The organism is Actinosynnema sp. NPDC049800 (assembly GCF_040656635.1).
Taxonomy (GTDB): domain Bacteria; phylum Actinomycetota; class Actinomycetes; order Mycobacteriales; family Pseudonocardiaceae; genus Actinosynnema.
Genome location: NZ_JBFAMT010000088.1, coordinates 1 through 22,834 on the forward strand (window position 1 = coordinate 1; position 22,834 = coordinate 22,834).

The window sequence follows — 22,834 nt, forward strand, 5'->3', positions numbered from 1 at the left end:
CCAGCCGCCACTGTCACGGCCGGCGCGCCGCGCGGCGGGGGGGGCGCCGCCCCCGCCGCCCCCCCCCCCCCCCCCGCCCCGCTGATCCCGTCGGCTTACAGCGTGGGGACGATCTGGGCGATGGTGCCGTCGGCGTTGAACGTCATGCGGTCCACGGTGGTCTCGCGGTTGGTGCCGTTGCCGGCGGGCACGGCGAAGCGGTGGTAGGCGACCTGCCAGGTGTCGCTGCCGGGCGCCTTGACCACGGAGTGGTGACCGGTGCCCTTGATGCCCAGCTCCAAGCGCTTCTGCAGCACCACGGCCCGCTTGGTCCACGGGCCGAGCGGCGACGTCCCGGTGGCGTAGGCGACCTGGTAGTTCTCGTCCCGGGTGTCGTTCTCCGACCACATGAAGTAGTAGGTGCCGTTGCGCTTGAACACGAACGAGGCTTCGCGGTAGTTGCTCGGGGTGATGGTGCGGACCTTGGCCGGGTCGAAGGAGGTCATGTCGGCGTTGAGCGGGACGACGTAGGCGGTGCCGTTGCCCCAGTACAGGTAGGACTGCCCGTCGTCGTCGGTGAACACCATGGGGTCGATGGCCTGCCCGGAGTAGGAGCCCGCGCGGATCAGCGGCCTGCCGAGGGCGTCGCGGAACGGGCCGGTGGGCGAGTCCGACACGGCCACGCCGAGGTGCTTGCCCGTGTCGCCGGACGCCGCCCCGCCGCTGAAGTACAGGTAGTAGCGGCCGTTCTTGGCGATCACGGCGGGCGCCCACGCGGAGTTGTCGGCCCAGGACACGTCCGGCCCGTGGTCGAGGATCACGCCGTGGTCGGTCCAGTTGACCAGATCGGTGGAGGAGAACGCCTTGTAGTAGGTGCCGGCCCAGCCCGCGTACCCGTCCGTGGTGGGGTAGAGGTAGTAGCGGCCGTTGAAGTTCGCGATGTGCGGGTCGGCGTAGAGGCCGGGGATGATCGGGCCCTTGGTCGTCTTCGGGCTCCACGGCGCGTTGAGGCGGAACGAGCTGTCCGCGCGGAACTGCGCCGTGTCCTGGTAGGTGTCCAGCCACAACTCGTAGTTGCGGTGCCGGATCCTGCGCTCCGGGTGGCTGAACGACGTCAGCGACACCGACCCGGCCGTCGACCCGGCCACCGCGCAGAACGTCGCGTCCTCGCGGAAGCGCGCCTCGCCGGTGTTCGCGTCCAGGCGCACCCGCCAGTCCAGGTGCCGCAGGAACGAGCCGTTCTTGGCCTGGAAGGAGTAGCACGACGGCGAGGCCAGGCCCGAGATCACGGTGAAGGTCGCGTCCAGCTTGGTCTGCGCGGTGCTGCCCGAGGTCACGGCGTCCAGCCGGCCGAGGTAGTCCTGGTGCCGGAGGTAGCGGCCGGGGAAGTTCACCGACTCGAGCGAGCGCGCCCCGGTCGGCAGCACGTCCGCGGACGCCGGCAGTGGCACGGCCACCGTCGCGGCGATGAGGCAGGACAGCACCACGCAGGTGCGCGTTCGACGACGCATGGTCAACTCCCAGTGCCGGAGGTCGGGGATGCCTGAGCGTGGTTAGCGCTAACACGACAGGGTTGCGGGCGAATCGGGGTCCGTGCAGCCGAGTGCCGCGGGCAGGGGCGGTGCGCGACAGGCTGACGACGCCTGCCGCGCGAAGGGTGGCGCAGGTGGATGTTTGCGCTAACATCACGGCCCGGTCCTAGTGTCCGAGCAAGACCATCCGGGTGTCAAGGGGGCGCTGGGCGGGTTCCTCGCGCTCAGCACGCCCGTGGCCGGCTGCAAACGCCGTGCCTGGGGGCCAGGTCATCTGAATTGCCCCGGCAACCCGATGGCGCGGCCCACCCGCCCCGAAGGGCGGGTGGCGCGCTATCCCCCCTGCGCGGGTGGTCCGGCTCCCCAACCTGGAACCACCCGACACCAGAGAAGAGCGTCGTGCAGGGCGGTGGATACACCCGCCCGGAAAATTTCATCGCGATCGCGAGGGCTCGGGCGCGCGCACCCGCCCGCGGCCCGGCGTCCACCAGGTGAGGTCGCCGAGCATCGCCATCGTGGCCGGGACCAGCAGGCAGCGCACGACGGTCACGTCCACCGCGATCGCGACCGCCATGCCGACGCCGAACATCTTGATCGTCGGGTCGTCGTTGGGCACGAACGCGAGGAAGACGCCGACCATGATCGCTGCCGCCGCGGTGATCACGCCGCCGGTGCCGACCAGGCCCTCGCGGACCGAGCGCAGGTTGTCGCCGGTCAGCCGGAAGCGCCGCCGGACGTCGCTGAGCAGGAACACCTCGTAGTCCATCGACAGGCCGAACAGCAGGGCGAAGAGCATGAGCGGCACGAAGCTCGGGATGGGGACCGGACCGGAGAGCCCCAGCCACGTCACGCCCCACCCCCAGGTGAACACGGCCGTCAGGACGCCGTAGGCCGCGCCGATGGAGATCAGGTCCATCACGGCGGCCTTGAGGGCGAGCAGCGGCGCCCGGAAGGCGAGCAGCAGGACCGCGACCGACAGCAGCAGCACGACCCCGATCACCAGCGGTAGCTTGTCGCCGACCCGCTCGGCGAGATCCGCGCGGGCGGCGACGCCCCCGCCGACGTGCACCGTCATGCCCGGCACGGACTGGCTCCGCAGGCGGTGGACGAGGTCCGCCGTCGCCGGGTCGCCGCCTGAGGTCGAGGGGATCACCTGGACGGTGACGACCCGCCCGTCCGCGGCCGGCGTCGCCGGACCGGTGGACGCCACGCCGGGTTGGGCCCGCACCACCGCCACCAGCTCGGACAGACCGGCGTCCCCGGCGTCGGCGACCGGCGTCCGGAGCCGGCCGAGCACGGTGAGCGGCGTGCCCGCGCCGGGTCCGAAGGCGGCCGAGACGGCGTCGTTCGCCTGGCGGACGGCGGTGGACGTCGGCGAGGACCCGGCGTCCAGCTGGCCCAGTCGCAGGTCGGTCGCCGGTGCGGCGAGCAGGGCCAGCAGCACGAGCGCGGACCCGCCTGCCGGCCAGGGCCTGCGGGTCACCCGGTCGGCCTGGCGCGCCCAGTAGCCGCCGGAGCCGGTGCGGCGAGCCAGCCGGTGGTGCAGCCTCCCGCCGCGGGCGAGCCGGCGCCCGGCCAGCGAGGTCAGCGCGGGCAGCAGGGTGAGCGCGGCGAGCACGGCGAACAGGACCGCGATCCCGCACGTCCAGGCGAGCGTGCGCAGCAGCGGCACGTCGGTCAGGACCAGTCCCGCGAGCGCGAGGGCGACCGTCACACCGGCGACGACCACCGCCGTGCCCGAGTCGGCGGCCGCCCGTTCGACGGCCTCCGGCACCGCGAGGCCCGACCGCGCCAGCGCGCGGAAGCGGTTGAGCAGGAACAACGAGTAGTCGATGCCCACGCCGAGGCCGACCATGAGCGCCAGGGTCGTCGCCACCGCCGGCATCGAGGTCAGGTTCCCGGCGAGCCCCACGACCTCCAGCGTCGCGAGCACCGACAGCGCCGAGGTCACCAGCGGCAGCACCGCGCCGACGAGGCCGCCGAGCGCGAGGAAGAGGACGACGGCGGCCAGCAGCAGGCCGAAGTACTCGTCGCCGGTGCTGCCCGAGCCGTCGAGGACCTGGGCGAGCGCCCCGCCGGGCAGCACCCGCAGGCCGGCGTCGGCGGCGGGCCGGGCGGCGTCCGTGACGACCTGCGCCACGGGCTTGGTCAGCTCCGCCCGGCGGACGTCCAGGCCGACCGTGAACCAGCCGGTCCGCCCGTCCGCGGACAGCGACCCGTCCCGCGTCGAGGGTGGTTTCACCGCCGTCACGTGCTCGGCTCGTTGCAGCGAGGCCGCGGTGTCCGCCAGCACGCGGGCGCGGACCTCGTCGTCCAGCCGCCCGTCCTCGGCCACCACGATCACGGTGCCGGAGGTGGCCGGGGCCTCCGGTGACGCGGTCAGGTCCCGCACGAGCTGGGCGTCGGTGCCCGGCAGGCTCACGTCGTTGTCCGTCGGCGTGCCGATCACCCGCGAGGCCGTCACCAGCGCCAGCACCAGCAGCACCCACGCGCCGATCACGGCGAACCGGCGCCGGATGCACACCCGGCTCAGCGCCGCGACGGTCCGGGCGGCCCGGCCGTCGGGAAGTGCAGCACTCATCGGTTCCCCCAGCGTCACCACGGCGGCGTTCGAAGATCAGTGATCTTCCGCCGTCGCGCGTGAAACCGGCGTGGCGCGACCCGGGCCCGCGCCGCGGGGTCTCGGGCGTTCCCGCGCGAGTTCAGTCGGACGGGCCGCGGTCCGGTGACGTGGAGGCCAGGCGGGTGAGCAGTTCGGTCAGCAGGAGTCGTTCGCCCGGTGACAGGAGCGGGTCGCGGTGGGCGCCCAGGGTCGCCAGCAGTGCCCGTGCCGTGTCGGGCAGGGCTTCCACCCCTTGTCCGGCAGGGTGTTCCGGCTTGACGACGGCGGCGAACACGGCGTCACGGACCCGCTGGGACAGGTCGGCGTGGGCCGGTGAGTCCGGGTCGGCCACGAGCGTCAACGTCGTGCCGACGCACGCGGAGTGGATGGTGGGCACGGCTTCGTCGGGCGTGACCAGCAGCCGACCCCGTTCGGCGAGGCGGACCAGCATGTCGTGCAGCACCCGCAACCCCTCCCGTGCCGAGGGGTGCTCGCGCGACCTGGTGCCGCCGTACATCAACACGTAGAACGCCGGGTTCGTCAGGCCGAACCGGACGTGGCCGTCCCACCCGGCCCTCAGGTCGTCGAACGGGTCCTCGGACGGCCCGCGGCCCTGCTTCTCGGCCAGGTAGCGGGCGAAGCCCTCCGCCGCGACGGCTTCGAGCAGACCTCGCTTGTCGCCGAAGTGGTGGTACAGCGTCGGCGCGGTGATCCCGGCGGCCTGGCAGACGTCGCGGACGGACACGGCCTCGATGTCGACGTCCCGGAGCAGGTCCGCGGTCACGTCGAGGATGTGCTGTCGCGTCGATCCGACCATGTAACGATGCTATACGCCAGGGGTTGTCATTGTTACACCAGCCCGGTATACCTGACTCTGTTACAGGCGGTGCTATAGCGCGTTATATTCGGAGTCGAGGAGGATGCGGTGCCGGAGCCCTCTCGCCCCGCACGGGCGCACACACGTCGAACGGTGTTGAAGTCCACCGCGGTCACGGCGGCGGGCACCGCGTTCCTGCCTGCCGTGGCGCACGCCGAGCCCACCGCACCGAGCGCGGTCGCGCCGGGGGAGAGCGCGGAGATCACCCTGTCGGTCAACGGCCGCGACCGGGTCCTGACCGTGGAGCCGAGGGTGACGCTGCTGGACGCGTTACGCGAGCGGTTGGGGCTGACCGGCACGAAGAAGGGGTGCGACCGGGGCGAGTGCGGCGCCTGCACGGTCCTGGTCGACGGCGAGCGGGTCAAGGCGTGCCTGACGCTGGCGGTGATGAGGCAGGGCAGCGACATCACCACGATCGAGGGACTGGCCGACGGCGATCGGCTGCACCCGGTCCAGGAGGCGTTCATCCGCCACGACGCCTTCCAGTGCGGCGCCTGCACGTCCGGTCAGGTCATGTCCGCCGTCGCGTGCATCCGGGAGGGGCACGCCGGGTCGGCGGCGGAGATCCGCGAGTGGATGAGCGGCAACCTCTGCCGCTGCGCCTGCTACCAGAACATCGTGGCGGCGGTCGCCGACGCGGCGCGGGAGGTGCGCGGATGAGGGCGTTCGGGTACATCCCGGTCCGGGAACCGGCGGAGGCGGTGCGCGTGGCGCGGCGGACGCCCGGCGCCGCGTTCATCGCGGGCGGCACGGACCTGCTGAACCTCATGAGGGACGGCGCGCAGCAGCACGAGCACCTCGTCGACATCAGCCGGCTCGACCTCGCGTCGATCACCGCCTCGGCGAGCGGCCTGCGCGTCGGCGGTCTCGCGCGGATGCGGCAGGTCGCCGAGCACCGGTCGGTCCGCGAGGGCTTCCCCGTGCTGGCCGAGGCGCTGGAGGCGTCCGCGTCACCGCAGGTGCGCAACATGGCCACGATCGGGGGGAACCTGCTGCAACGCACGCGGTGCGGCTACTTCCGGGACGCGGCCTCGGCGTGCAACAAGCGCGTGCCGGGCAGCGGCTGCCCCGCGCTGGAGGGCTGGAACCGCGGCCACGCCGTGCTCGGCGGCAGCGAGCACTGCATCGCCACCCACCCGTCGGACCTCGCGGTCGCCCTGCTCGCCCTCGACGCGGTGGTGCACCTGCTCGGGCCGGACGGCGCGCGGCAGGTCCCGGTGGACGGGTTCCACCTGCGGCCGGGGCAGGCGCCGCACGTCGACACGGTGCTGCGGCCCGCGGAGCTGATCACCGCGGTCGAGGTGCCGCGCGGCCCGGCGGCGGTCCGGTCGCGCTACCTGAAGTTGCGCGACCGCGCCACGTTCGAGTTCGCCGTCGTCTCGATCGCGGCCGTCCTGGACCTGCGCGGCGGCCGGGTGCGCGACGTGCGGCTCGCGTTCGGCGGGATCGGGACGACCCCGTGGCGCTCGCCGGAGGCCGAGGCGGTCCTGCGGGGCGCGCCGCTGACGGTGGACGCGATCGAGCGGGCCGGGCGCGCGCTCGTGCGCGACGCCGTGCCGCGACAGCACAACGGGTTCAAGGTCGAGCTGGTGCAGCGCGCGCTGGTGGAACTGCTCAGCGGGTTGGGAGGTCTGCGGTGAACGACGGACTCGTGGGACGTCCGGTGGCACGCGTCGACGGCCGCGCCAAGGTCACCGGCGCCGCCCGGTACCCGGCGGACGACCCGGTGCCCGGTGCGCTGCACGGGTTCTTGGTGACGAGCACGGTGGCCCGCGGCGAAGTGGTGCGCATCGATGCGTCGCAGGCCTTGGCGCACCCCGGCGTGGTCGCGGTGTACACGCACGCCGACCTGCCTCGACTGACCGTGCCGACGTTCCCGTACATCAAGGGGTTCATCCCCTTGCAGGGCACCGCGGTGCACCACGCCGGCCAACCCGTCGCGATCGTCCTGGCCACGACCGTGGAGCAGGCGAGGGAAGCCGCGAACCTGGTGCGCGTCGACTACCGCGCCGAACCGCCGACGGCGTCGATGGACGACGCGACCGAGCCGCCCCACCTGCCGCTCCCGTTCCGGGGTCGGCCCAACGAGATCACCCGCGGCGACGCGGCGGCGGCGTTGGAGGCGGCGGAGGTCCGGCTGGAGGCCCGCTACTCCAGCCCGACGCGCCACCACAACCCGATCGAGCCGCACGCCACCACGGCGCAGTGGGACGGCGACCGCCTGACGGTGCACGAGACCGCCCAGGGGGTCAACCTCACCCGGTCGGTCCTGGCCACCGCGTTCGGCCTGCCACCGGACCGCATCCGCGTGCTGGCGCCGTTCCTGGGCGGTGGTTTCGGCGCGAAGGGACCGGTCTGGCCGCACACCATCCTCACCGTCGCGGCGGCGCGGCTGGCGCGGCGACCGGTCCGCCTGGTGCTCACCCGCGCCCAGATGTTCACCCTGACCGGCCACCGGGCCGAGTTCCGCCAGCACCTGCGGATCGGCGCCACCCGCCAGGGCAAGCTCACCGCCCTGGTCGAGACGACCGTCGCGCAGCTGTCCCGCACCGAGGAGTCGATCTTCAACGAGAGCGACTCGTCCAGCACCCTCTACGACTGCCCGAACGTCCACATCAGACAGGAGGGCGTGCCGCTCGACCTCGCCTCGTCGAGCTACATGCGGTCACCGGAGACCACCGCCCACTTCGGCCTGGAGACCGCCCTGGACGAGCTCGCCTGGCAGGTGGGCGTGGACCCGGTGGAGCTGCGGCGGCGCAACCACACCGCCGTCAACCAGGAGACCGGCGCGCCGATCGGGGGCAAGCGCCTGCTCGACTGCTACCGGATCGCGGCTGAGGCGTTCGGCTGGTCCCGGCGCGCACCGCGGCCCGGTGCCACCAGGGACGGCGACGAGCACGTCGGCTGGGGCATGGCCACCGAAGCACACACCTTCGCCGCCGCACCGGCCGACCCGCCGGTCACCGCCTCCGTCACGATCGGCGCCGACGGCCGGGCGGTGGTGCGCATCGCCACCCAGGATATCGGCACCGGCACGTACACGGTGATCGGCCAGGTCGTCGCCGACGCCATGGGCGTGCCGCTGGACGCCGTCACCGCCGTGATCGGCGACAGCGCGCTGCCGTACGCGGGCGTGTCGGCGGGCTCGGCGACGATCGCGAGCGTCACCGGACCGGTGGACCGCGCCGCCCGTGCCGCGCGGGACGCGGTGGTGGCCCTGGCGGTGGCCGACCCGCGATCCCCGCTGGCCGGTGTCCCGGCGGACGAGGTGGTGACCGCGCACGGCCACCTGCTCCACGTGCGCGACCGCGCGCGGCGCGACAGCTACCGCGCCGTCGTCGGCAGGCACGGCGAACCGGTGGAGGCGACGGGCAGGCTGCAGAACACGCCGGGCCACTCCTACGGCGCGGTCTTCGTCGAAGTGCGGGTGCACGCCAGGCTGGGTTCGGTGCGCGTCACCCGCGTGGTGACCGCGCACGACATGGGCCGGGTGATGAACCGCCGCACCGCCCGCGGCCAGGTGCTCGGCGGCGTGACGTGGGGCATCGGGCACGCGCTGATGGAGCACACCGTCCACGACCGGCACACCGCCCGGGTCGTCAACCCGAACCTGTCCGGCTACCTCGTGCCCGTGTGCGCGGACGCCCCGGCCGTGGAGAGCCACTTCGTCGACCTCCCGGACCCCGGCAGCAGCGCCTTGGGCGCACGCGGGTTCGGCGAGACCCCGATCACCGGGGTGCCCGCCGCGATCGGCAACGCCGTCTACCACGCCACCGGCCGACGGGTGCGTGACCTGCCCATCACGCGGGACAAGCTGCTGTAGCGGCGGGTGCGGGTGCTGGTCGATGGCTGACGGCGTGGCGGTCGTCGCGGTGGTGCCGGGTGCGATGCCGCGCTGGCAGGTACCGTCACTCAGCGTGCTCGGGGAGGCTCGCCGTGGACCGGGTGATCTCCAGGTCCGCCGGTCACGGGTTTGACCTTGACACGGTGACAAGGTGTCCACTGGGCGCAGGAGGTGGTCCCGATCCCTACGACAAGTGGAACCCCGCAGCACGCCCGGGTGGCCGCCGCCCTGAGCGCCGACGACTCGTCGGTCCGGCTCCAGGCGGCCCTGGCGGTCGGCTCGAACCCCGACCCCGCTCACTTGGAGGCGCTGGTCGAGCGGTGCGCGGTCGAGCCGGACTTCTTCGTGCGGGACATGCTGTCCTGGGCGTTGACCCGCCTGCCGCCGGAGCTCACCCTGCCCCGGATCCGCCGGGAACTCGACTCCGAGCGGACCCGGGCCCGCAGCCAGGCGTTGCACACGCTCTCCAAGATCGGCGACAAGGGCGCGTGGGCGTGGATCACGCGCGACATGCTGCGCGACGCCGACGACGAGGTCGCGCGGACCGCGTGGCGCGTCGCGGTCGCCCTCGTGCCGGAGGACGGGAAGGCGGACCTGGTCGACGAGCTGGTCACGCAGCTCGGTCGCGGTGACCGCGACGTGCGGCTGAGCCTGAGCCGGGCCCTGGTCGACCTCGGCGACGTGATCACGCCCGCCCTGGGGGAGGCGGCGACGAGCCTCGACCCGGCGGTGGCCGCGCACGCCCGTGCCACCGAGCTGCTCCGGCAGGACCCGGACGCCGGTTTCGACGCGGCCGTCGAGGAGGCGAAGCGGGTCGTGTCGCTCGGTCCGGAACGAGCTGCTGGAGCGGGTGTCGAGCCGGAAGGGCCGGCCGAGCCGGGGGAGTCGACCGGCGCCGTGGAGGCCGTGGCGGTGGAGGCCGTGGCGGTGGAGGCCGGGGCCGTCGAGTCGATCGAGGCCGCGGAGGTTCCGGAAAGCACGGCTTGCTGATCGGCGACGTGGCCCGGCATTCCGGGGTGAGCACCCGGATGCTCCGGCACTACGACGCCCTCGGCTTGGTGCGACCGAGTGGCCGCACGGTCGGCGGCTACCGCGAGTACTCCGCCGAGGACATCCGCCGGATCTTCCACGTGGAGGGCCTGCGGTCCCTCGGGCTCACGCTCAAGCAGATCAGGCGTGCGCTCGACGACCCGGCGTTCACGCCGACCGCCCTGGTCGGCGACCTCATCCGGTGGACGGAAGAACGCCTGGAGCGCGACCAGGAGCTGCTCGAACGGCTCCGCGCGATCGACGCGTCGGCGCCCGCGGGCTGGCAGGGCGTCCTGCGCGTCGTCGAGCTCATGCAGGGTCTCGACTCGACCAGCGCCGCGCGCCGGCAGCAGGCCGTCCTGGCCCGGCCGGACGGTGCGCCCGTGCCCGCGGAGCTGCTGGCCGGTGCGGTCCTGACCGAAGCCGACGCCAACGTGGCGGGCGCCCTGCGCTGGGCGCTCGCCCGGTCGGGCGGCGACGGCATGGCGACGTTGGCCGCCGGGGCGCGCTCGGCGGACGTGGACGTCCGGCGGCGCGCGGTGCTGACGATCGCCGAGCTGCCGGAGGCGCCCGGTGCGACCGCGGTGCTCGCGGACGCGCTCGGCGACCCGGACGCGACGGTGCGCGGGCACGCAGCCCTGGCACTGGGCAGGCGTGGCGTGACGGCGGCCGTGCCGACCCTCGTCGGCATGGTGGTCGAGGGCGTCAACGACGTCGACGCGGCGGAGGTCCTGGGAACGCTGTCCCGGGACGCGGGGTGCGCGGACCGGATCATGACCGCGCTGGTCGACGAGCTGGCCGCGCCCACCGCGGACTCCGCGATCCGGATCCGCCTGACCCAGGCGCTGGTCGAGCTGTCGGGCACCGGCGCGCGGGAAGTCCTGCGCCGACTGGCCCACGACGACGACCGCGCGGTCGCCCTCGTCGCCACGGCGTTCGTCGGCGTTCTCGAAGGGCGGTCCGCCGAAGCCGGCGACGACGATTGACCGGGCCCGTTCAGCCGCGGACACCGTTCATTCCGCGCGGGAACGGTGCGCCGACCCCCGGGGTGGGACTCGATCAGCCGAAATAACCGTCGAACATGATCCGGCTGATTTCCGTGGTGGTTTCCAGGCCCACGTTGTAGCCGTCCTGGACCACCTGCGTGTTGTTCATGATGGCCAGGGTGTAGCGCTCGTCCGGGCCGACGAAGCCGACCGAGTTCATCAGCCACGAACCGTCGTCGTTGTCGTCGGACCAGCCGTTCTTGTTGCCCGGTCGGGCGGCGGCGCCGGCTCCCCAGACACCCCACTGCTGGTTCACGTCGACCGAGCGCATCTCGTTGACGATGTAGTCGCGGTGGGCGGCGGGGAGCTTCGTCAGCACGTAGTTGATCAGCCGGTCGAGGTCGTCGGCCGTGGTGAGGATCCAGCCCCAGTGGTGCGGGTGCTGGTCGGTGAACCGCATGTCGGTCATCCCGTAGGACGGGAAGCGGGCCGCGAACTCCTGCTCGCCGCCGTAGCGGGTCCACAGCGTGTGCGCCGCGTTGTCGTCGCTGGAGTTCAGCATGCGGTGCATCAGGTCGCGGTCCTCCGCCGTCAGGCGGACGGCGCCGGAGTCGTTGCGCAGCAGCAGGTCGACGACCATCGCGAGCTTGGGCGTGGAACAGGCCCAGACGAGCGTGTCCGAGTGGACGTTGCGCCAGACGGCGCCGGTCTTCCGGTCCCGCACGACGATTCCGGCGAAACCGGGACGGCTTTCCGCGTAGGCGCTCGCCCGGCGGATCCTGTTCAGCAGCGTCCAGTCGAAGTGGGTCTTGGTGGCGACCGGGCGGGCGCGAGCCGTGATGTCGGCGGCGGCGGGAGGCGCGGCACTGGCCGCCGGAGCGGCCAACGGCGTGAAGCCGGCGGCCACGACCAGCGCGGTCGCGATCATTCGTTGGTTCATCGCCCTCATGTCGACGGAAGGTAGCAGGGGTGCCGGGCGTGCTGCCTGGGAAGGCGGGTGACCACCGTCATGATCACAAAACAAGACCGAGGACAACCTTCTTGCCCCGCCGGACGTCGTCGCCGAAAAGGACGTTCTTCAGCGCGCGAGCCGTTGTCGCGATGTCCACCCCTTCCACCGGACGGTCAGCGCGACAGCGGTGCCCGCACCCGGAAGTCCGCGACGGCGGCGGTCAGGAACAGCGCGGTGACGGCGGCCAGGGCGAGCATCAGGCCGTCCGGCGGCAGGAGGTCCAGCGCGGCGCTGCCGATCAGCGGGCCGACGAGGCTGCCCATCGCCCACAGCACGGTGGCGCCCGCGTTGGCGTCGACGAGTCCGTCATCGGTGAAGTCCTGGCCGATGCGCACCAACCCGAGCGTGTAGACGCCACCCGCCGCGGCGCCCAGCACCACCAGCGCCGGCCACATCAGCACCGACACCTCCAGCAGCAGGGGCATGCCCAGCGCCAGCAGCAGCACGACCACCGCGCACCCGACGTGCAGCCGGCGGCGGTCGACGTGGTCGGCCCACCAGCCCAACGGCACTTGGAGCAGCGCGTCGCCCGCGAACACCGCGCCCACCATGAGGACGGCGATCGCCTCGGTGTGCCCGTGCGCCAAGCCGTAGAGCGGCAGCAGCGCCAGCACCGCGCTGTCGAAGAACGAGAACATCAGCACCGCGAGCGCGATGGTCGGCGCCGACCGCGCGAACGTCAGGGACGCGGTCGGCCGGCCTGCCTTGAACCCGTCGATCCGGCACGAGCTGGCGGCCAGCAGGGCGATCCCGGGCACGTGCGTCAGCACGGCGACCAGCAGCGACCACTGGGCGGCCGAGCCGAACAGGGCCAGCAACCCGGGGCCGGACACCTGGCACAGCGTGAACACCGAGGTGTAGACGGCGATCCAGCGCCCGCGCGTGGCCTCCGGGGTGATGGCGTTGATCCAGGTCTCGCCGAGCACCAGCAGCAGCCCGGCGAACACGCCGACGGCGAACCGGAGCACCAGCCACACCGGGACGCTGTCGGTCACCGCGAGCAGCCCGGTGCTCGCCGCCGAACCGAGCATCCCGAGGATCAGCAGCGGCTTGATCCGCCACCGCCACGTCAGCGGGCCGAGACACAGCACGGCGGCGAGGATGCCGACGGCGGGCAGCGCGGCGGCCGTCCCGATCAACGCGCCCGACGCGCCGCCGCCGCTGAGCCGCAACGACACCAGCGGCACGGTCAGGCCGGTGACGAGGCCGACCACCGCGACCGTGCAGATCGCGGCGACCGGCTCCCAGCGCCTGCTCAGCACGGACTGCCCCGCCGCGCGACCAGGTGCTGGTGGATGTCGCGCTGCGGCAGGGTCGCGCCCGGCACCCGGACGCCGTCCACGTACAGGCAGGACGCCGCCGGCCCGCGCCCGCCGTAGGGGAGGTACCCCTTCTCCGTCAGGTGCAGGTCGGTGTCCCACAGGATCGAGTCCGCGTCGTGCCACGGCGAGTCGAGCAGTGACTTCACGTAAGGGCTGTCGCCGAACACCGAGACGTACATGGCGTTGGCGGCGTACCGCTGGTCCTCGAAGTACCGCCGCAGCTCCGCGTCGTCGTCGTAAGGCTGGAGGAAGAACACCGGTGCGAAGAACTCGCGGAAGTTGCCGCCCAGCGCCAGGTCCTTCTCGAACGCGGTGGGCCTGATCATCCCGCTGGCCGGGTTGACCTCGCCGCCGTAGAGCCAGAACGCGCGGTCGTCGCGGAACCGGCGGACCATCTTCACGGCGTGGTCGGGGTCGGTGTTCGGCCCCACCACGTTCTCCGGGTCGGAGTACGGGCCGACGCGGTGCTCCAGTTCCCGCAGCCGCGCCAACAGGGTCTCGCGGAACTCCGCCAGGCGGGCGCGGTGGACCAGGATCGAGTTGGGGCCGGCGCAGTCCTGCCCCTGGTTGTACAGCACCACCCGCAGCGCGCCGGCGACGGCGAGGTCGACGTCGGCCGTCTCGGTCACCACGAGCGGATTGTGGCCGGAACCGTTGAGGATGAACAAGGTCCGGCGCGGGAACGACCTGCGGACCTTCGCCGCGTTCTCGGGCGTGCCGGTGAACACCACCGCGTCCGTGCGGTGCGCCCGCCCCGCGACGAACTCCTCCTTGTCGTCGTAGGACACGTGCAGTTCCGGGAAGTGCGCGGGCAGGTCGAGCACGTCCGCCAACGCCCGGTAGTGCGGGTGCATGGCCGTCGGCGGGCGCAGCGCGGTGTCCTCGGCCATGAACGACGGCACGACGCCGAAGCACACCGTGGCGTACAGGGGCTGGTTCAACGGCAGGAACGTGGTCACCGCGTCCACTTTCCCGGTGAAGTGCTCCCGGTTGAGGTGCAGGTTCTCCAGCAGGTCGACCGATCGCTCGATCTCGTCGAGCGCCACGTTCGCGCACTGGTAGCCGGACAGGCTGTGCACGACCTCCGCAGAGCGCTCTCGCAGGGTCGTGGCGAAGGCGCGCGCTCGCTCCTGCACAGCGGGGAAGTCCACCAGGGCCGGGCGGACTGCGGATCGGGTCACTGCGAACCACCTTCGGAACGGTCGGACGGGGGAACGGGGAGGGACAGCGCGTCGCGGACCAGGGCGAGCGAGCGCCGGGCGCCGGTGATCCGCAGCCAGGTGGCCAGCCGCGGGCCGTGCGGCCGGCCGAGCAGGGCCAGGTACAGCGCCCGGTAGGCGTAGGGACGGCCTTCGAGCGCCTTGTGCAGCAGCACGCCGGGATCGGCGTGCGGCGCCGACTCCAGGGCGTCGGCGAGGCGGCGGAGCACGGTGGTCGCGGCGGTGTCGAGGACGACCGGCTCGGGCGCGGGTCGGGCGTGCAGGTGGAAGCGCCACGCCCGCATCACCAGGTCCGGTTCCGGGCGGCGGTCCGGCGGGAAGACCCGCTCGACGAACGCCACCGCGCCGGCGTGGTCGACCGGCGCGCAAGCGGCCAGGACCCGCACCAGGGAGCCGAACCGCGGCCCCTGCGGCTCGGTCGTCGCGCCGATCCGGCGCAGCCGCAGCCGGGCGCCCGCCCCTCGGTGCGGTCGGCGGGCGAGACGCGCTTCGTCGTGCACCGCGTCGTTGACGCGCGGCACGGACGCCAGGTCGAACCGGCGTGGTCGGCGAGGCCTCCGGTAGAGCAGCATCCGCAGGCCCTCGCGGGTGAGGCAGTCGATCGCGTCGCCGAGGGCGAAGCCGTTGCCGACGGTCTTCGAGATCTTCCGGCCCCGTTCGTCGACGAACAGCCCGTACTCGAAGAGCACCGGCGGTTCGCGGCGCAGCCGGCGGAACACCTGCCGCACGACGCGCGCCGAGTCCGCCAGGTCCTGCCCGTGCATCTCGTAGGCGACGTCGCCGCTGAGCAGGCGCAGCGCCCAGTCGGCCTTCCACTGGAACTTGCAGTGGCCGCCGAGCGCCGACACGGTCACGGGCTCGCCGATCGGCTCGCCGACGTAGTACTCGTGCGGTTCGAGGCCGTGGTCCAACCCCGGCCGCTGGATGATCACGTCCTTCGGGATCTCGTAGGTGATCGTGCCCAGCCGGTGGTCGACGTCCAGCACGCGCGTGTGCTCGATCACCCGGCCGGTGATCGGCGACAACGGCATCACGATGCTGTAGGACTTGCGCCGCAGGGCTCCCACCGAACGGCCGACCAGGGCGTTGACCTCCGTGAAGTCCGCCAGGAAGGCGCGGATGGTCGAGTCGTGGCGACCCGAGCGGTAGAGGTCGGAGCTGCGCACGACCTCGCAGTCGACCTCCAGCAGGTCGAGCACCCGGCGCAGCCGGTCGACCATGCCCTCGGCGAGGCTGGCCGCCCGGCCCCACGGGTCCGGCACCTGGTGCAACGGCATGCCGAGGTGGGCCGCCAACGCGTCGCGGTCGGGGACGGTGTCCGGCACCTTGCGCAGGGCGTCCACGTCGTCGGCGACCACGACGAGCCGGGTGCTCCGCCCGGTCGTCTCCTCGAACGACCGCCGGACGAAGGACGTGCGGACGACCTCGCTCACCGTGCCGATGTGCGGGAGGCCCGAAGGGCCGAAGCCCGCGCCGAACACCACCGGCCCGGCGTCCTGCCCGCGTCGTTCGAGCAGCGCGGCTATCCGGCCTGACTCGACCGCGCACCAGTCGTGTGCCACGCGGTCCAGCCGAACTGACATGGTTCTCCCCCGGGGTGCGGACGCCGGACCCCCGCCCGGCCGTCACTTCTCGACCAGGGAAGTCTCGACAACGCCTCTGGACGAGGTCTGGACGGCGAATGGACACGAAGTCCTCACCGCAACGGCGACCACGCCCTCCTCCCGGGTCACGCCTGGCTGCGGGCGCTGCCCAACCCGGCTCGGGCGCGGTCCTGCTCGTCCTGGTCGCCGGTCTCGGTCGCGATCCGCAGGGCGTCGGCGTGCGCGACGAGGGCCTCGTCCGGCCGACCCGCCGCCCGCAGGGTCTCGCCGAGCCCGTTGAGGGCGCTCGCCTCCCCGTAGCGGTGGCCGATGTCGCGGAACGTCTCCAGTGCGGAGGTGTGGCAGCGGTGGGCCTGGGACCAGTCGCCGAGCCGCGTGTGCACGGCGCCCAGGTTGCTCAACGTCACCGCCACGCCGTAGCTGTGGTGCAGGCGCTGGAACAGCTCCCGGGCCTCGTCGAGGTGCCGGACGGCGTCCGGGTAGCGCCGCAGGCTCGCGCACACGTCGCCGAGGTTGGACAGCGCGCTGGCCTGGCCGCTCGCGTCGTCGAGCCGGCGGAACAGGTCGAGCGCGCGCTCCAGGCACTCGGCGGCGAGGGAGTGGTGACCGGGGCGGTTGTACGCGTTGCCCAGGTTGAGCAGCGCCGCCGCCTCCCCGTGGCGGTTGCCCAGCCGTCGGTGCACGGCCAGCGCCTCCTGCTGGAGCGACACCGCCTCGTCGTACTCGCCGAGCCGTTCCTGGACGATGCCGAGGTTCGACAACGCGCGCGGCACGCCGTGCTGCCCGCCGGTGCGCCGGTGCAGCGCGATCGCCTCCCGCAGGTGGCCGACCGCCTGGTCGTAGTCGCCGAGGATCCGGCGCAACGCGCCCAGGTTGGTCAGCGCCGCGGCGAGCAGGTCGTCCCGGCCCGCCCGGCGGGCGGCGCGCAACGCGCACCCGTAGACGGTCGACGCGTCCGCGTAGTGGCCGCTTTCCAGGTACCGGTACAGCGTGTTCGCCAGGTCGACCACGTAGCGCGGCCGGTCGTCGCGTTCGGCGGCACGGCACAGCGCGACGAGCGTGGACCGCTCGGCGTCCAGCCAGGCGCGTGCGGCGTCGGCGCCGGCGAACGCGGGCGGTGGCGTCACGGGGGAGTCGGGTCGGTGCGGGCGGTCGACCGGGTAGAGCAGGTCCATCGCCTCGGCCGCGGCGGCCAGGTGGTGGGCGAGCAGCCGGTCGACGGCGGCCGACCGCTCCGGCCCCGGGTCGTGCTCGTCCGCCAGCTCCTCGGCGTAGGCGCGCAGGAGGTCGTGGACGACGAACCGGTCGCCGGGCACGCGCCGCACGAGGCTGTTGCGCGCCAAGGCGTCCAGGGACAGGCGGGCCTCCAGCTGGTCGGTCCCGGTGAGCGCGGCGAGCGCGAACGGCGTCACGTCCGGACCGGGGTGCAGGCCCAGCCGCCGGAACGCCCGCGCCACCTCGGGCCGCAACTGCGCGTACGACCAGGAGAAGACGGTGCGCACGGCGGCGCGGGCGTCGTCACCCGTGTCGAGCACGCGCAGCCGTTGGCGCCGGTCGGCCAGCTCGCCGGTCAGCTCCGCCAGCGTGGACCCGGGCCGTGACGCGGCCAACTCGGCGGCGATGCGCAGCGCCAGCGGCAACCGACCGCACCGCCGCGCCAGGTCCGCCGCGGCTTCGGGTTCCCGGCGCACCCGCTCGCCGATCAGGGCGCGCAGCAGGGCCAGCGAGTCCGGCGTCGGCAGCTGGTCGACGTCGAGCCGGTGGGCGCCGTGCAGCGCGACCAGGCCCGCCAGGCTGCTGCGGCTGGTCACCACGACCAGGCAGCTCGGCGTGCCGGGCAGCAGCGACCGCACCTGCTCGACCGACGAGGCGTTGTCGAGCACGACCAGCACCCGCCGGTCCGCGAGTTCGGCGCGGTACCGCGCGGCCCGCTGGTCGGGGTCGACCGGCACGTCCGTGCCGGTGACGCCGAGGCCGTCGAGCAGGTGCGCCAGCGCGTCCTCCGCCGCCATCGGCGACCGCGGGTCGTAGCCGCGCAGGTCCACGTGCAGCTGCCCGTCGGGGAACTGCGAGCGGACCCGGTGGGCCCAGTGCAGCGCGAGTGCCGTCTTGCCGACGCCGGCGGCGCCGCACACGACGACGATGGGCACCCCGGTGCGCTCGGAGGTGAGCACCCGGCCGAGTTCGGCGAGTTCCGCCTGCCGGCCGGTGAAGCCGTGCACGTCCCCGGGCAGCTGGTTCACGCCGGAGGACGCGAGCGCGGGTTCCGCCGGTGCGGTGGCGTCGTCGCCGGAGGTCTCTTCGAGCGCGTTGAGGTAGGCGGCGGTCAGCTCGGGGCCGGGGCCGACGCCGAGTTCCTCCGTGAGACGCCGCCGCATCCCGTGGTAGGTGTCGAACGCGAGGTCCCGTTGGCCGGCCGCGGTGTACGCGCGGATGAGCAACGCGTGCATCGTCTCGTCGAGCCCGTGCGCCGCGACGTGCTCCACCAGCCCGGGCAGCACGTCGCGCGCCGCACCGACGGCGGTCATCAGCTCGGCGTGCCGGGCCAGCGCCGCCCGGCGTTCCCCCGCCAGCGCGACGACGCCGGGGTGTCCGTCGAGCAGCGGCACGTCGGCCAGCGGACGTCCGTGCCACAACCCCAGCGCCCGGGTCAGGAGGTCCGCGGCCCGGCGGGGTTCGTCGTGGGCCAGGGAACCGGCACGCGCGACCAGCGCGCGGAACCGGGAGGCGTCCACCGCGTCCGCGGGCAGGTCCAGCGCGTACCCGTCGCCCACGGTGGGGATGGTCGTGCTCGGCGAGCGCGCGCCGCGCTCGGGTTCGAGCAACCGCCGCAGGTGCTTGACGTGGGTGTGGATGACGTTGGCCGCGCTGGCCGGAGGACGTTCGCCCCACAGCGCGTCGACCAGTTCGGCCCGCGTCACCGGCTTGCCGGGCGCGAGGGCCAGCAACGCGAACACGGCCTTGCGGCCGGCGGGGCCGAGGGCGAGCGCGGTGCCGTCGCGCCAGGCCCTGATGGGGCCGAGCACCTGGACGGCCAGCACCCACCGCTCCCAACCTGCCCACCGACACGAACCGTTACCTATCGTGGCACAGCGTGCAGAGCGGCTCCAACGGCCATCCAGCCGATTCCGGCCCACGAGGGACCGCGGCGGCCCGCGGGAGTGGCCGCGCGCAGGGACTCCCGCACCGCGCCGTTCCCGTTGCGCGCACGGGTGTTCCGGTGGTGCCGCCTGTAGTCTGCGACGGTTGCGAACCGGCCCGCCGACTGCCACCGACGACCGCGAGACCGGTTCAGCACTTGGTGCACGGCACGGACAACGCGGCGCATGGGGGAACATTGCGTGTGGTGACGTTACGGCGGATCGACGCGGTCTTACCGCGGGCCGGGCGGAGGACCAGGACATGACGACCACGAGGACCGCGCAGGGGTGGTCGCTGCTCGGCGAGTTACCCGAGCGGGTGGTGTCCGGCTGCCTCTACGACTCGGCCGGTTGGCTGCGCATGTGGGAGACGACCCGTATCGAGGGCCGGGCGCGGCACGGCTACGTGCACGCCGAAGGACAGGTCCTCCCGCTCTACGCGCTCGGCAGTTCGCCGTTCTGGCACGGGTACGTCACCCAGGCCGGGCAGGCGCGGCTCGGGAGCCGCCACGTCTTCGCCGGCTCCACGTACTCGATGTACACCAAGCGCGGCGCCTTCCCGCAAGCCCTCGCGCGCGGCGCGCACGCCACCGCGATGGAGTGGATCGACGCGGGCGAGGCGGACCTGCTGATCGCGCCGAACCTCACCGAGGCCGCCGCCGCCACGTGGGAGGACGCGGTCGGACCACCGGCCGGTCGCGTCAAGCTCGACCGCACGTACAGCTCGGAGTTGTCCGGCGGCTTCGACGACCACCTCGGCCGGTTGCCCAGGAAGCTCCGCATGGACGTGCAGCGGCGGTTGCGGCGCGCCGACGAACGCGGGCTGCGGATCGACGTGGTGGAAGGGCCGGAGGCGCACGACCTCGTGCCGTCGGCGCTGCCGCTGGTCGTCGGAACCACCGACGAGCACGGCTGGCCCGCGTTGTACGACGAGGACACCCTGCACGCCCTGCTGCGGACGCCCGGCGCCCTGCTGGTCGTGGCACGGGTCGAGGACCGGGTCGCCGGGGTGTTCTTCGGCTTCCGGCACGACGCCGAGGTCACGTTCCTGTGCGGTGGCGTCGACTACTCGGGCCTCACCGAGCTGAGCACGTACGTGGCGATGATGTACCGCTGCACCGAATGGGCCTACGCCAACGGGTTCCGGCGGATCGAGTGGGGTCGGGACAACTACCGGTTCAAGGAGCGCCACGGGCTCGACGGGACCGACCTGTGGGCGCTGGTGTACTCGCCGGACCCGACGCCCGCGCTGCGCGCGGCCCTGGCCGAGATGCACCGCGTGATGGTGGCCTACATCGAGGGCGGCGAATGAGCCCCGGTCGCAGCCGCGCCGCGCTGCTGTTCGGCGCGCTGCTGAGCGTCAACGCCTCCTACACGCTGCTCATCCCGTTCGTGCCGGACCTGGAGGAACGGGCGGGCGCGAACCCGACCGTCGTCGCGCTGACGTTCGCGGTGTTCGCCGGCGCGAAGGCGGCGGCCCAGCCGTTCGGCGGGATGTGGGTGGACCGGTGGCGACCGGGTGACGTGGGGTGCGTGGCGCTGCTCATCGCGGCGGCGGGCATCGTGGTCACGGCGATCGCGCGGGATCCGGCCATGCTGCTGGCCGGGCGCGCCCTGTGGGGCATCGGCGAAGGTCTCGTGACACCGGCCCTGTACGCGGGCATGGCCGCGCTGTGCCGCCGCTACGACCTGCCGACCAGCCGGATGATGGGCAACTTCGGCACCTTCGCGGTGGCGGGCTTCCTGCTCGGGCCGCTGGCGGCCGGTGTCGCGGCGCCGTTCGGCCTGGACGCGTTGTTCCTGTTCGGCGCGGCGGTGACGGCGGTGACCGCGTTCGGGCTGCGGTGGGCCGTGCCGCGCGACGTGCCGGCGCCGGTCGAGGAGGAGCCGGAGGACGACACCGCGACCGGTGCGGCGACCGGCCGGTGGTGGACCTGGGTGCTGGTGCTCGGCGCGCTCGACCTGTTCACCAACCTCACCTACTCGGCGCTGGAGCCCGTGCTGCCGCTCTACCTGAGCGCCGACGGCGAGCAGTCCGCGCGGGGAGCCATCTCGCTGGTCTTCGCCATCGGGCTGGCCGCGTTCGGCGTCGTCAGCTGGTTGCTCGGCCGCTACGCGGGCAGGCTCGGGCTGGTGGCGATGGCCAGGATCGGCCTGGCGCTCGCGGCCGTCGGCACGGCCGGGCTGTACGCGAGCGCCGAGGTGTGGCCGGTGGCGGTGTGCTTCGTCGTGCTGATGGTCGGCCAGGCCGCGCTCTACCTGACCGCGCGCCGGGGCGTCGTCGAGCTGCGGTCGGCCATGTCGCGGCAGGGCAAGGCGTTCGGGCTGTTCGGCCTGGTGTCCGACATCGGCAACATCCTCGGGCCGCTGGTGGGCGTGGCGCTGTACGAGCTGACCGGCCGGGTGTCGTTCCTGGTGATCGGCGCGCTCAGCGGACTGCTGCTCGCCGCCCTGCTCGTGCGGAGGTACCGCCCGGCACCGACCCCTCCCGTCGAGGACGGCCACGTGCGGACGGTCGTGCTGTTCGACCGCGCCGATCCGCTGGAGCTGGAGTCGGGCCGGACGCTCGCGCCCGTCACGGTGGCGTACGAGACCTACGGCGAGCTGAACGACGACCGCTCGAACGCGATCTTCGTCTGCCACGCGCTGACCGGCGACTCGCACCCGGCCGCCCACCACCCGGACGACCGGCCCGGGTGGTGGCGGGACATGGTGGGGCCCGGCTGCCCGGTCGACACCGACCGGCACTTCGTGGTGTGCGCCAACGTGCTCGCCGGGTGCTCCGGCACCACCGGCCCGACCTCGCCGGGACCGCACGGCGAGCCGTGGGGACCGGACTTCCCGCCGATCGGCATCACCGACATGGTCACGGTGCACCGCGCGCTCGTGGCCGAGCTCGGCGTCGAACGCCTGCGCGCCGTGATCGGTGGTTCGTTGGGAGGCATGCAGGCCCTGGAATGGCTGTTGCGCGCGCCGGACGACGCCGACGACTTCCTGATCGTCGCCGGCACCGCCCGGCACACGGCGGAGAACCTCGCCTGGAACGCCGTCGCCAGGACCGCGATCCGGTCCGACCCGGACTTCCACGAGGGCCGGTACCCGCCGGGCCGGGGACCGGCGGCCGGTCTCGGCACAGCGCGGATGATCGGCCACCTGACCTACGTGTCCGAGGACATGCTGGCGCGGAAGTTCGGCCGCGATCGGCGTGCCGCGAACGGCACGGGCCCTTCGGTGGTCACCGGGCCGTTCGCGGTCGAGGGCTACCTGGAGCACCAGGCCGCGAGCCTCGTCGAGCGGTTCGACGCGAACAGCTACCTGTGCCTGATGCACGCCATGGACAGCTTCGACGCGTTCGCCGACGACCGCCCGTGCGCGCCGTTCCGGCGCAGGCCCGGGGTGCACCTGTTCAGCTTCGACTCCGACCGCCTGTACGGGCCGGAGCACGCGCGCTACATCCAGGCCAACCTCGCCGCCCGCGGCCTGCCCGCCGAGCACCACCAGGACCGCACGACCGACCGCGGCCACGACGCGTTCCTGCTCCACGTGCCGCCGTACCTGCACCGGGTGGGGGAGGTCCTGGCCCGGGAGTCGGTCGTGCGCGGCGCGGACGACGGCGGCTGACGCGCCGCGGCGAGCTGGTGGGCGACGGCGTTCGACGGCGAGCACGGCGCCCGCCGCCTGCACGAG

15 protein-coding genes are annotated in these 22,834 nt (G+C 73.4%); 7 read left to right on the forward strand and 8 right to left on the reverse strand.

The annotated features are described in order from the left end of the window. Positions 1 to 95: 95 nt before the first annotated feature. The 3 genes from AB0I91_RS42615 to AB0I91_RS42625 all read right to left on the reverse strand — a co-directional run bounded on the left by AB0I91_RS42615 (position 96) and on the right by AB0I91_RS42625 (position 4,930). Positions 96 to 1,490: a family 43 glycosylhydrolase gene (locus AB0I91_RS42615; protein ID WP_499641934.1), complete on the reverse strand. Its 1,395-nt coding sequence runs from the start codon at positions 1,488 to 1,490 to the stop codon at positions 96 to 98. Positions 1,491 to 1,944: 454 nt separating this feature from the next. Continuing rightward, the gene (locus AB0I91_RS42620) at positions 1,945 to 4,092 is read right to left on the reverse strand and encodes an MMPL family transporter (protein WP_499641936.1); all 2,148 of its coding nucleotides are present in this window, start codon (positions 4,090 to 4,092) and stop codon (positions 1,945 to 1,947) included. A gap of 121 nt (positions 4,093 to 4,213) precedes the next feature. Next, entirely contained in the window at positions 4,214 to 4,930 is a 717-nt protein-coding gene (locus AB0I91_RS42625) for a TetR/AcrR family transcriptional regulator (RefSeq protein ID WP_498786135.1), read from the reverse strand. A 153-nt stretch (positions 4,931 to 5,083) separates the two neighbouring features. On the opposite strand from AB0I91_RS42625, the gene AB0I91_RS42630 reads away from it, so the two are divergent. From AB0I91_RS42630 to AB0I91_RS42650, 5 genes are all read left to right on the forward strand, one after another. Beyond that, a complete protein-coding gene (locus tag AB0I91_RS42630) occupies positions 5,084 to 5,650 on the forward strand; it encodes a (2Fe-2S)-binding protein (protein ID WP_498786137.1) in 567 nt (188 codons plus the stop codon). After that, a complete protein-coding gene (locus AB0I91_RS42635) occupies positions 5,647 to 6,630 on the forward strand; it encodes an FAD binding domain-containing protein (protein ID WP_498786139.1) in 984 nt (327 codons plus the stop codon). Before AB0I91_RS42630 ends, AB0I91_RS42635 begins: the two co-directional genes overlap by 4 nt. Then, entirely contained in the window at positions 6,627 to 8,813 is a 2,187-nt protein-coding gene (locus tag AB0I91_RS42640; protein WP_499619113.1) for a xanthine dehydrogenase family protein molybdopterin-binding subunit, read from the forward strand. The genes AB0I91_RS42635 and AB0I91_RS42640 overlap by 4 nt, the downstream gene beginning before the upstream one ends. Positions 8,814 to 9,005: 192 nt before the next feature. Beyond that, positions 9,006 to 9,824: a HEAT repeat domain-containing protein gene (locus AB0I91_RS42645; RefSeq protein WP_499641939.1), complete on the forward strand. Its 819-nt coding sequence runs from the start codon at positions 9,006 to 9,008 to the stop codon at positions 9,822 to 9,824. After that, positions 9,818 to 10,849: a MerR family transcriptional regulator gene (locus tag AB0I91_RS42650; RefSeq protein ID WP_498786143.1), complete on the forward strand. Its 1,032-nt coding sequence runs from the start codon at positions 9,818 to 9,820 to the stop codon at positions 10,847 to 10,849. Before AB0I91_RS42645 ends, AB0I91_RS42650 begins: the two co-directional genes overlap by 7 nt. A 73-nt stretch (positions 10,850 to 10,922) precedes the next feature. Here the strand turns inward: AB0I91_RS42650 and AB0I91_RS42655 are convergent, their stop codons facing one another. The 5 genes from AB0I91_RS42655 to AB0I91_RS42675 form a co-directional block, all read right to left on the reverse strand. Next, positions 10,923 to 11,798, reverse strand: a complete 876-nt coding sequence (locus AB0I91_RS42655) for a serine hydrolase (RefSeq protein ID WP_498786145.1) — start codon at positions 11,796 to 11,798, stop codon at positions 10,923 to 10,925. A gap of 176 nt (positions 11,799 to 11,974) precedes the next feature. Then, positions 11,975 to 13,123 (reverse strand): MFS transporter, encoded by a 1,149-nt coding sequence (locus AB0I91_RS42660; protein ID WP_499641941.1) that lies wholly within the window; start codon positions 13,121 to 13,123, stop codon positions 11,975 to 11,977. Then, on the reverse strand, positions 13,117 to 14,364 hold the full coding sequence (locus AB0I91_RS42665) for an aldehyde dehydrogenase family protein (protein WP_499618028.1): 1,248 nt from the start codon (positions 14,362 to 14,364) through the stop codon (positions 13,117 to 13,119). Before AB0I91_RS42665 ends, AB0I91_RS42660 begins: the two co-directional genes overlap by 7 nt. Then, positions 14,361 to 15,986 (reverse strand): hypothetical protein, encoded by a 1,626-nt coding sequence (locus tag AB0I91_RS42670; RefSeq protein ID WP_499618027.1) that lies wholly within the window; start codon positions 15,984 to 15,986, stop codon positions 14,361 to 14,363. Before AB0I91_RS42670 ends, AB0I91_RS42665 begins: the two co-directional genes overlap by 4 nt. Positions 15,987 to 16,132: 146 nt before the next feature. Then, on the reverse strand, positions 16,133 to 19,048 hold the full coding sequence (locus tag AB0I91_RS42675) for an AfsR/SARP family transcriptional regulator (RefSeq protein WP_499641944.1): 2,916 nt from the start codon (positions 19,046 to 19,048) through the stop codon (positions 16,133 to 16,135). Between the two features lie 361 nt (positions 19,049 to 19,409). On the opposite strand from AB0I91_RS42675, the gene AB0I91_RS42680 reads away from it, so the two are divergent. Further along, complete coding sequence (locus AB0I91_RS42680; RefSeq protein ID WP_499641946.1) at positions 19,410 to 20,459, forward strand: GNAT family N-acetyltransferase; 1,050 nt, start codon at positions 19,410 to 19,412, stop codon at positions 20,457 to 20,459. Beyond that, positions 20,456 to 22,768 carry a homoserine O-acetyltransferase MetX gene (metX, locus tag AB0I91_RS42685; RefSeq protein ID WP_499641948.1) on the forward strand — a complete coding sequence of 771 codons (2,313 nt, stop codon included), beginning with the start codon at positions 20,456 to 20,458 and terminating at the stop codon, positions 22,766 to 22,768. Before AB0I91_RS42680 ends, metX begins: the two co-directional genes overlap by 4 nt. Positions 22,769 to 22,834 lie beyond the last annotated feature (66 nt).

Bases quoted from the DNA above. Each gene is read 5' to 3' on its own strand.
- AB0I91_RS42680 (WP_499641946.1), top strand. From the start codon at position 19,410: ATGACGACCACGAGGACCGCGCAGGGGTGGTCGCTGCTCGGCGAGTTA.
- AB0I91_RS42655 (WP_498786145.1), bottom strand. From the start codon at position 11,798: ATGAGGGCGATGAACCAACGAATGATCGCGACCGCGCTGGTCGTGGCC.
- AB0I91_RS42620 (WP_499641936.1), bottom strand. From the start codon at position 4,092: ATGAGTGCTGCACTTCCCGACGGCCGGGCCGCCCGGACCGTCGCGGCG.
- metX (WP_499641948.1), top strand. From the start codon at position 20,456: ATGAGCCCCGGTCGCAGCCGCGCCGCGCTGCTGTTCGGCGCGCTGCTG.
- AB0I91_RS42625 (WP_498786135.1), bottom strand. From the start codon at position 4,930: ATGGTCGGATCGACGCGACAGCACATCCTCGACGTGACCGCGGACCTG.
- AB0I91_RS42635 (WP_498786139.1), top strand. From the start codon at position 5,647: ATGAGGGCGTTCGGGTACATCCCGGTCCGGGAACCGGCGGAGGCGGTG.
- AB0I91_RS42670 (WP_499618027.1), bottom strand. From the start codon at position 15,986: ATGTCAGTTCGGCTGGACCGCGTGGCACACGACTGGTGCGCGGTCGAG.
- AB0I91_RS42615 (WP_499641934.1), bottom strand. From the start codon at position 1,490: ATGCGTCGTCGAACGCGCACCTGCGTGGTGCTGTCCTGCCTCATCGCC.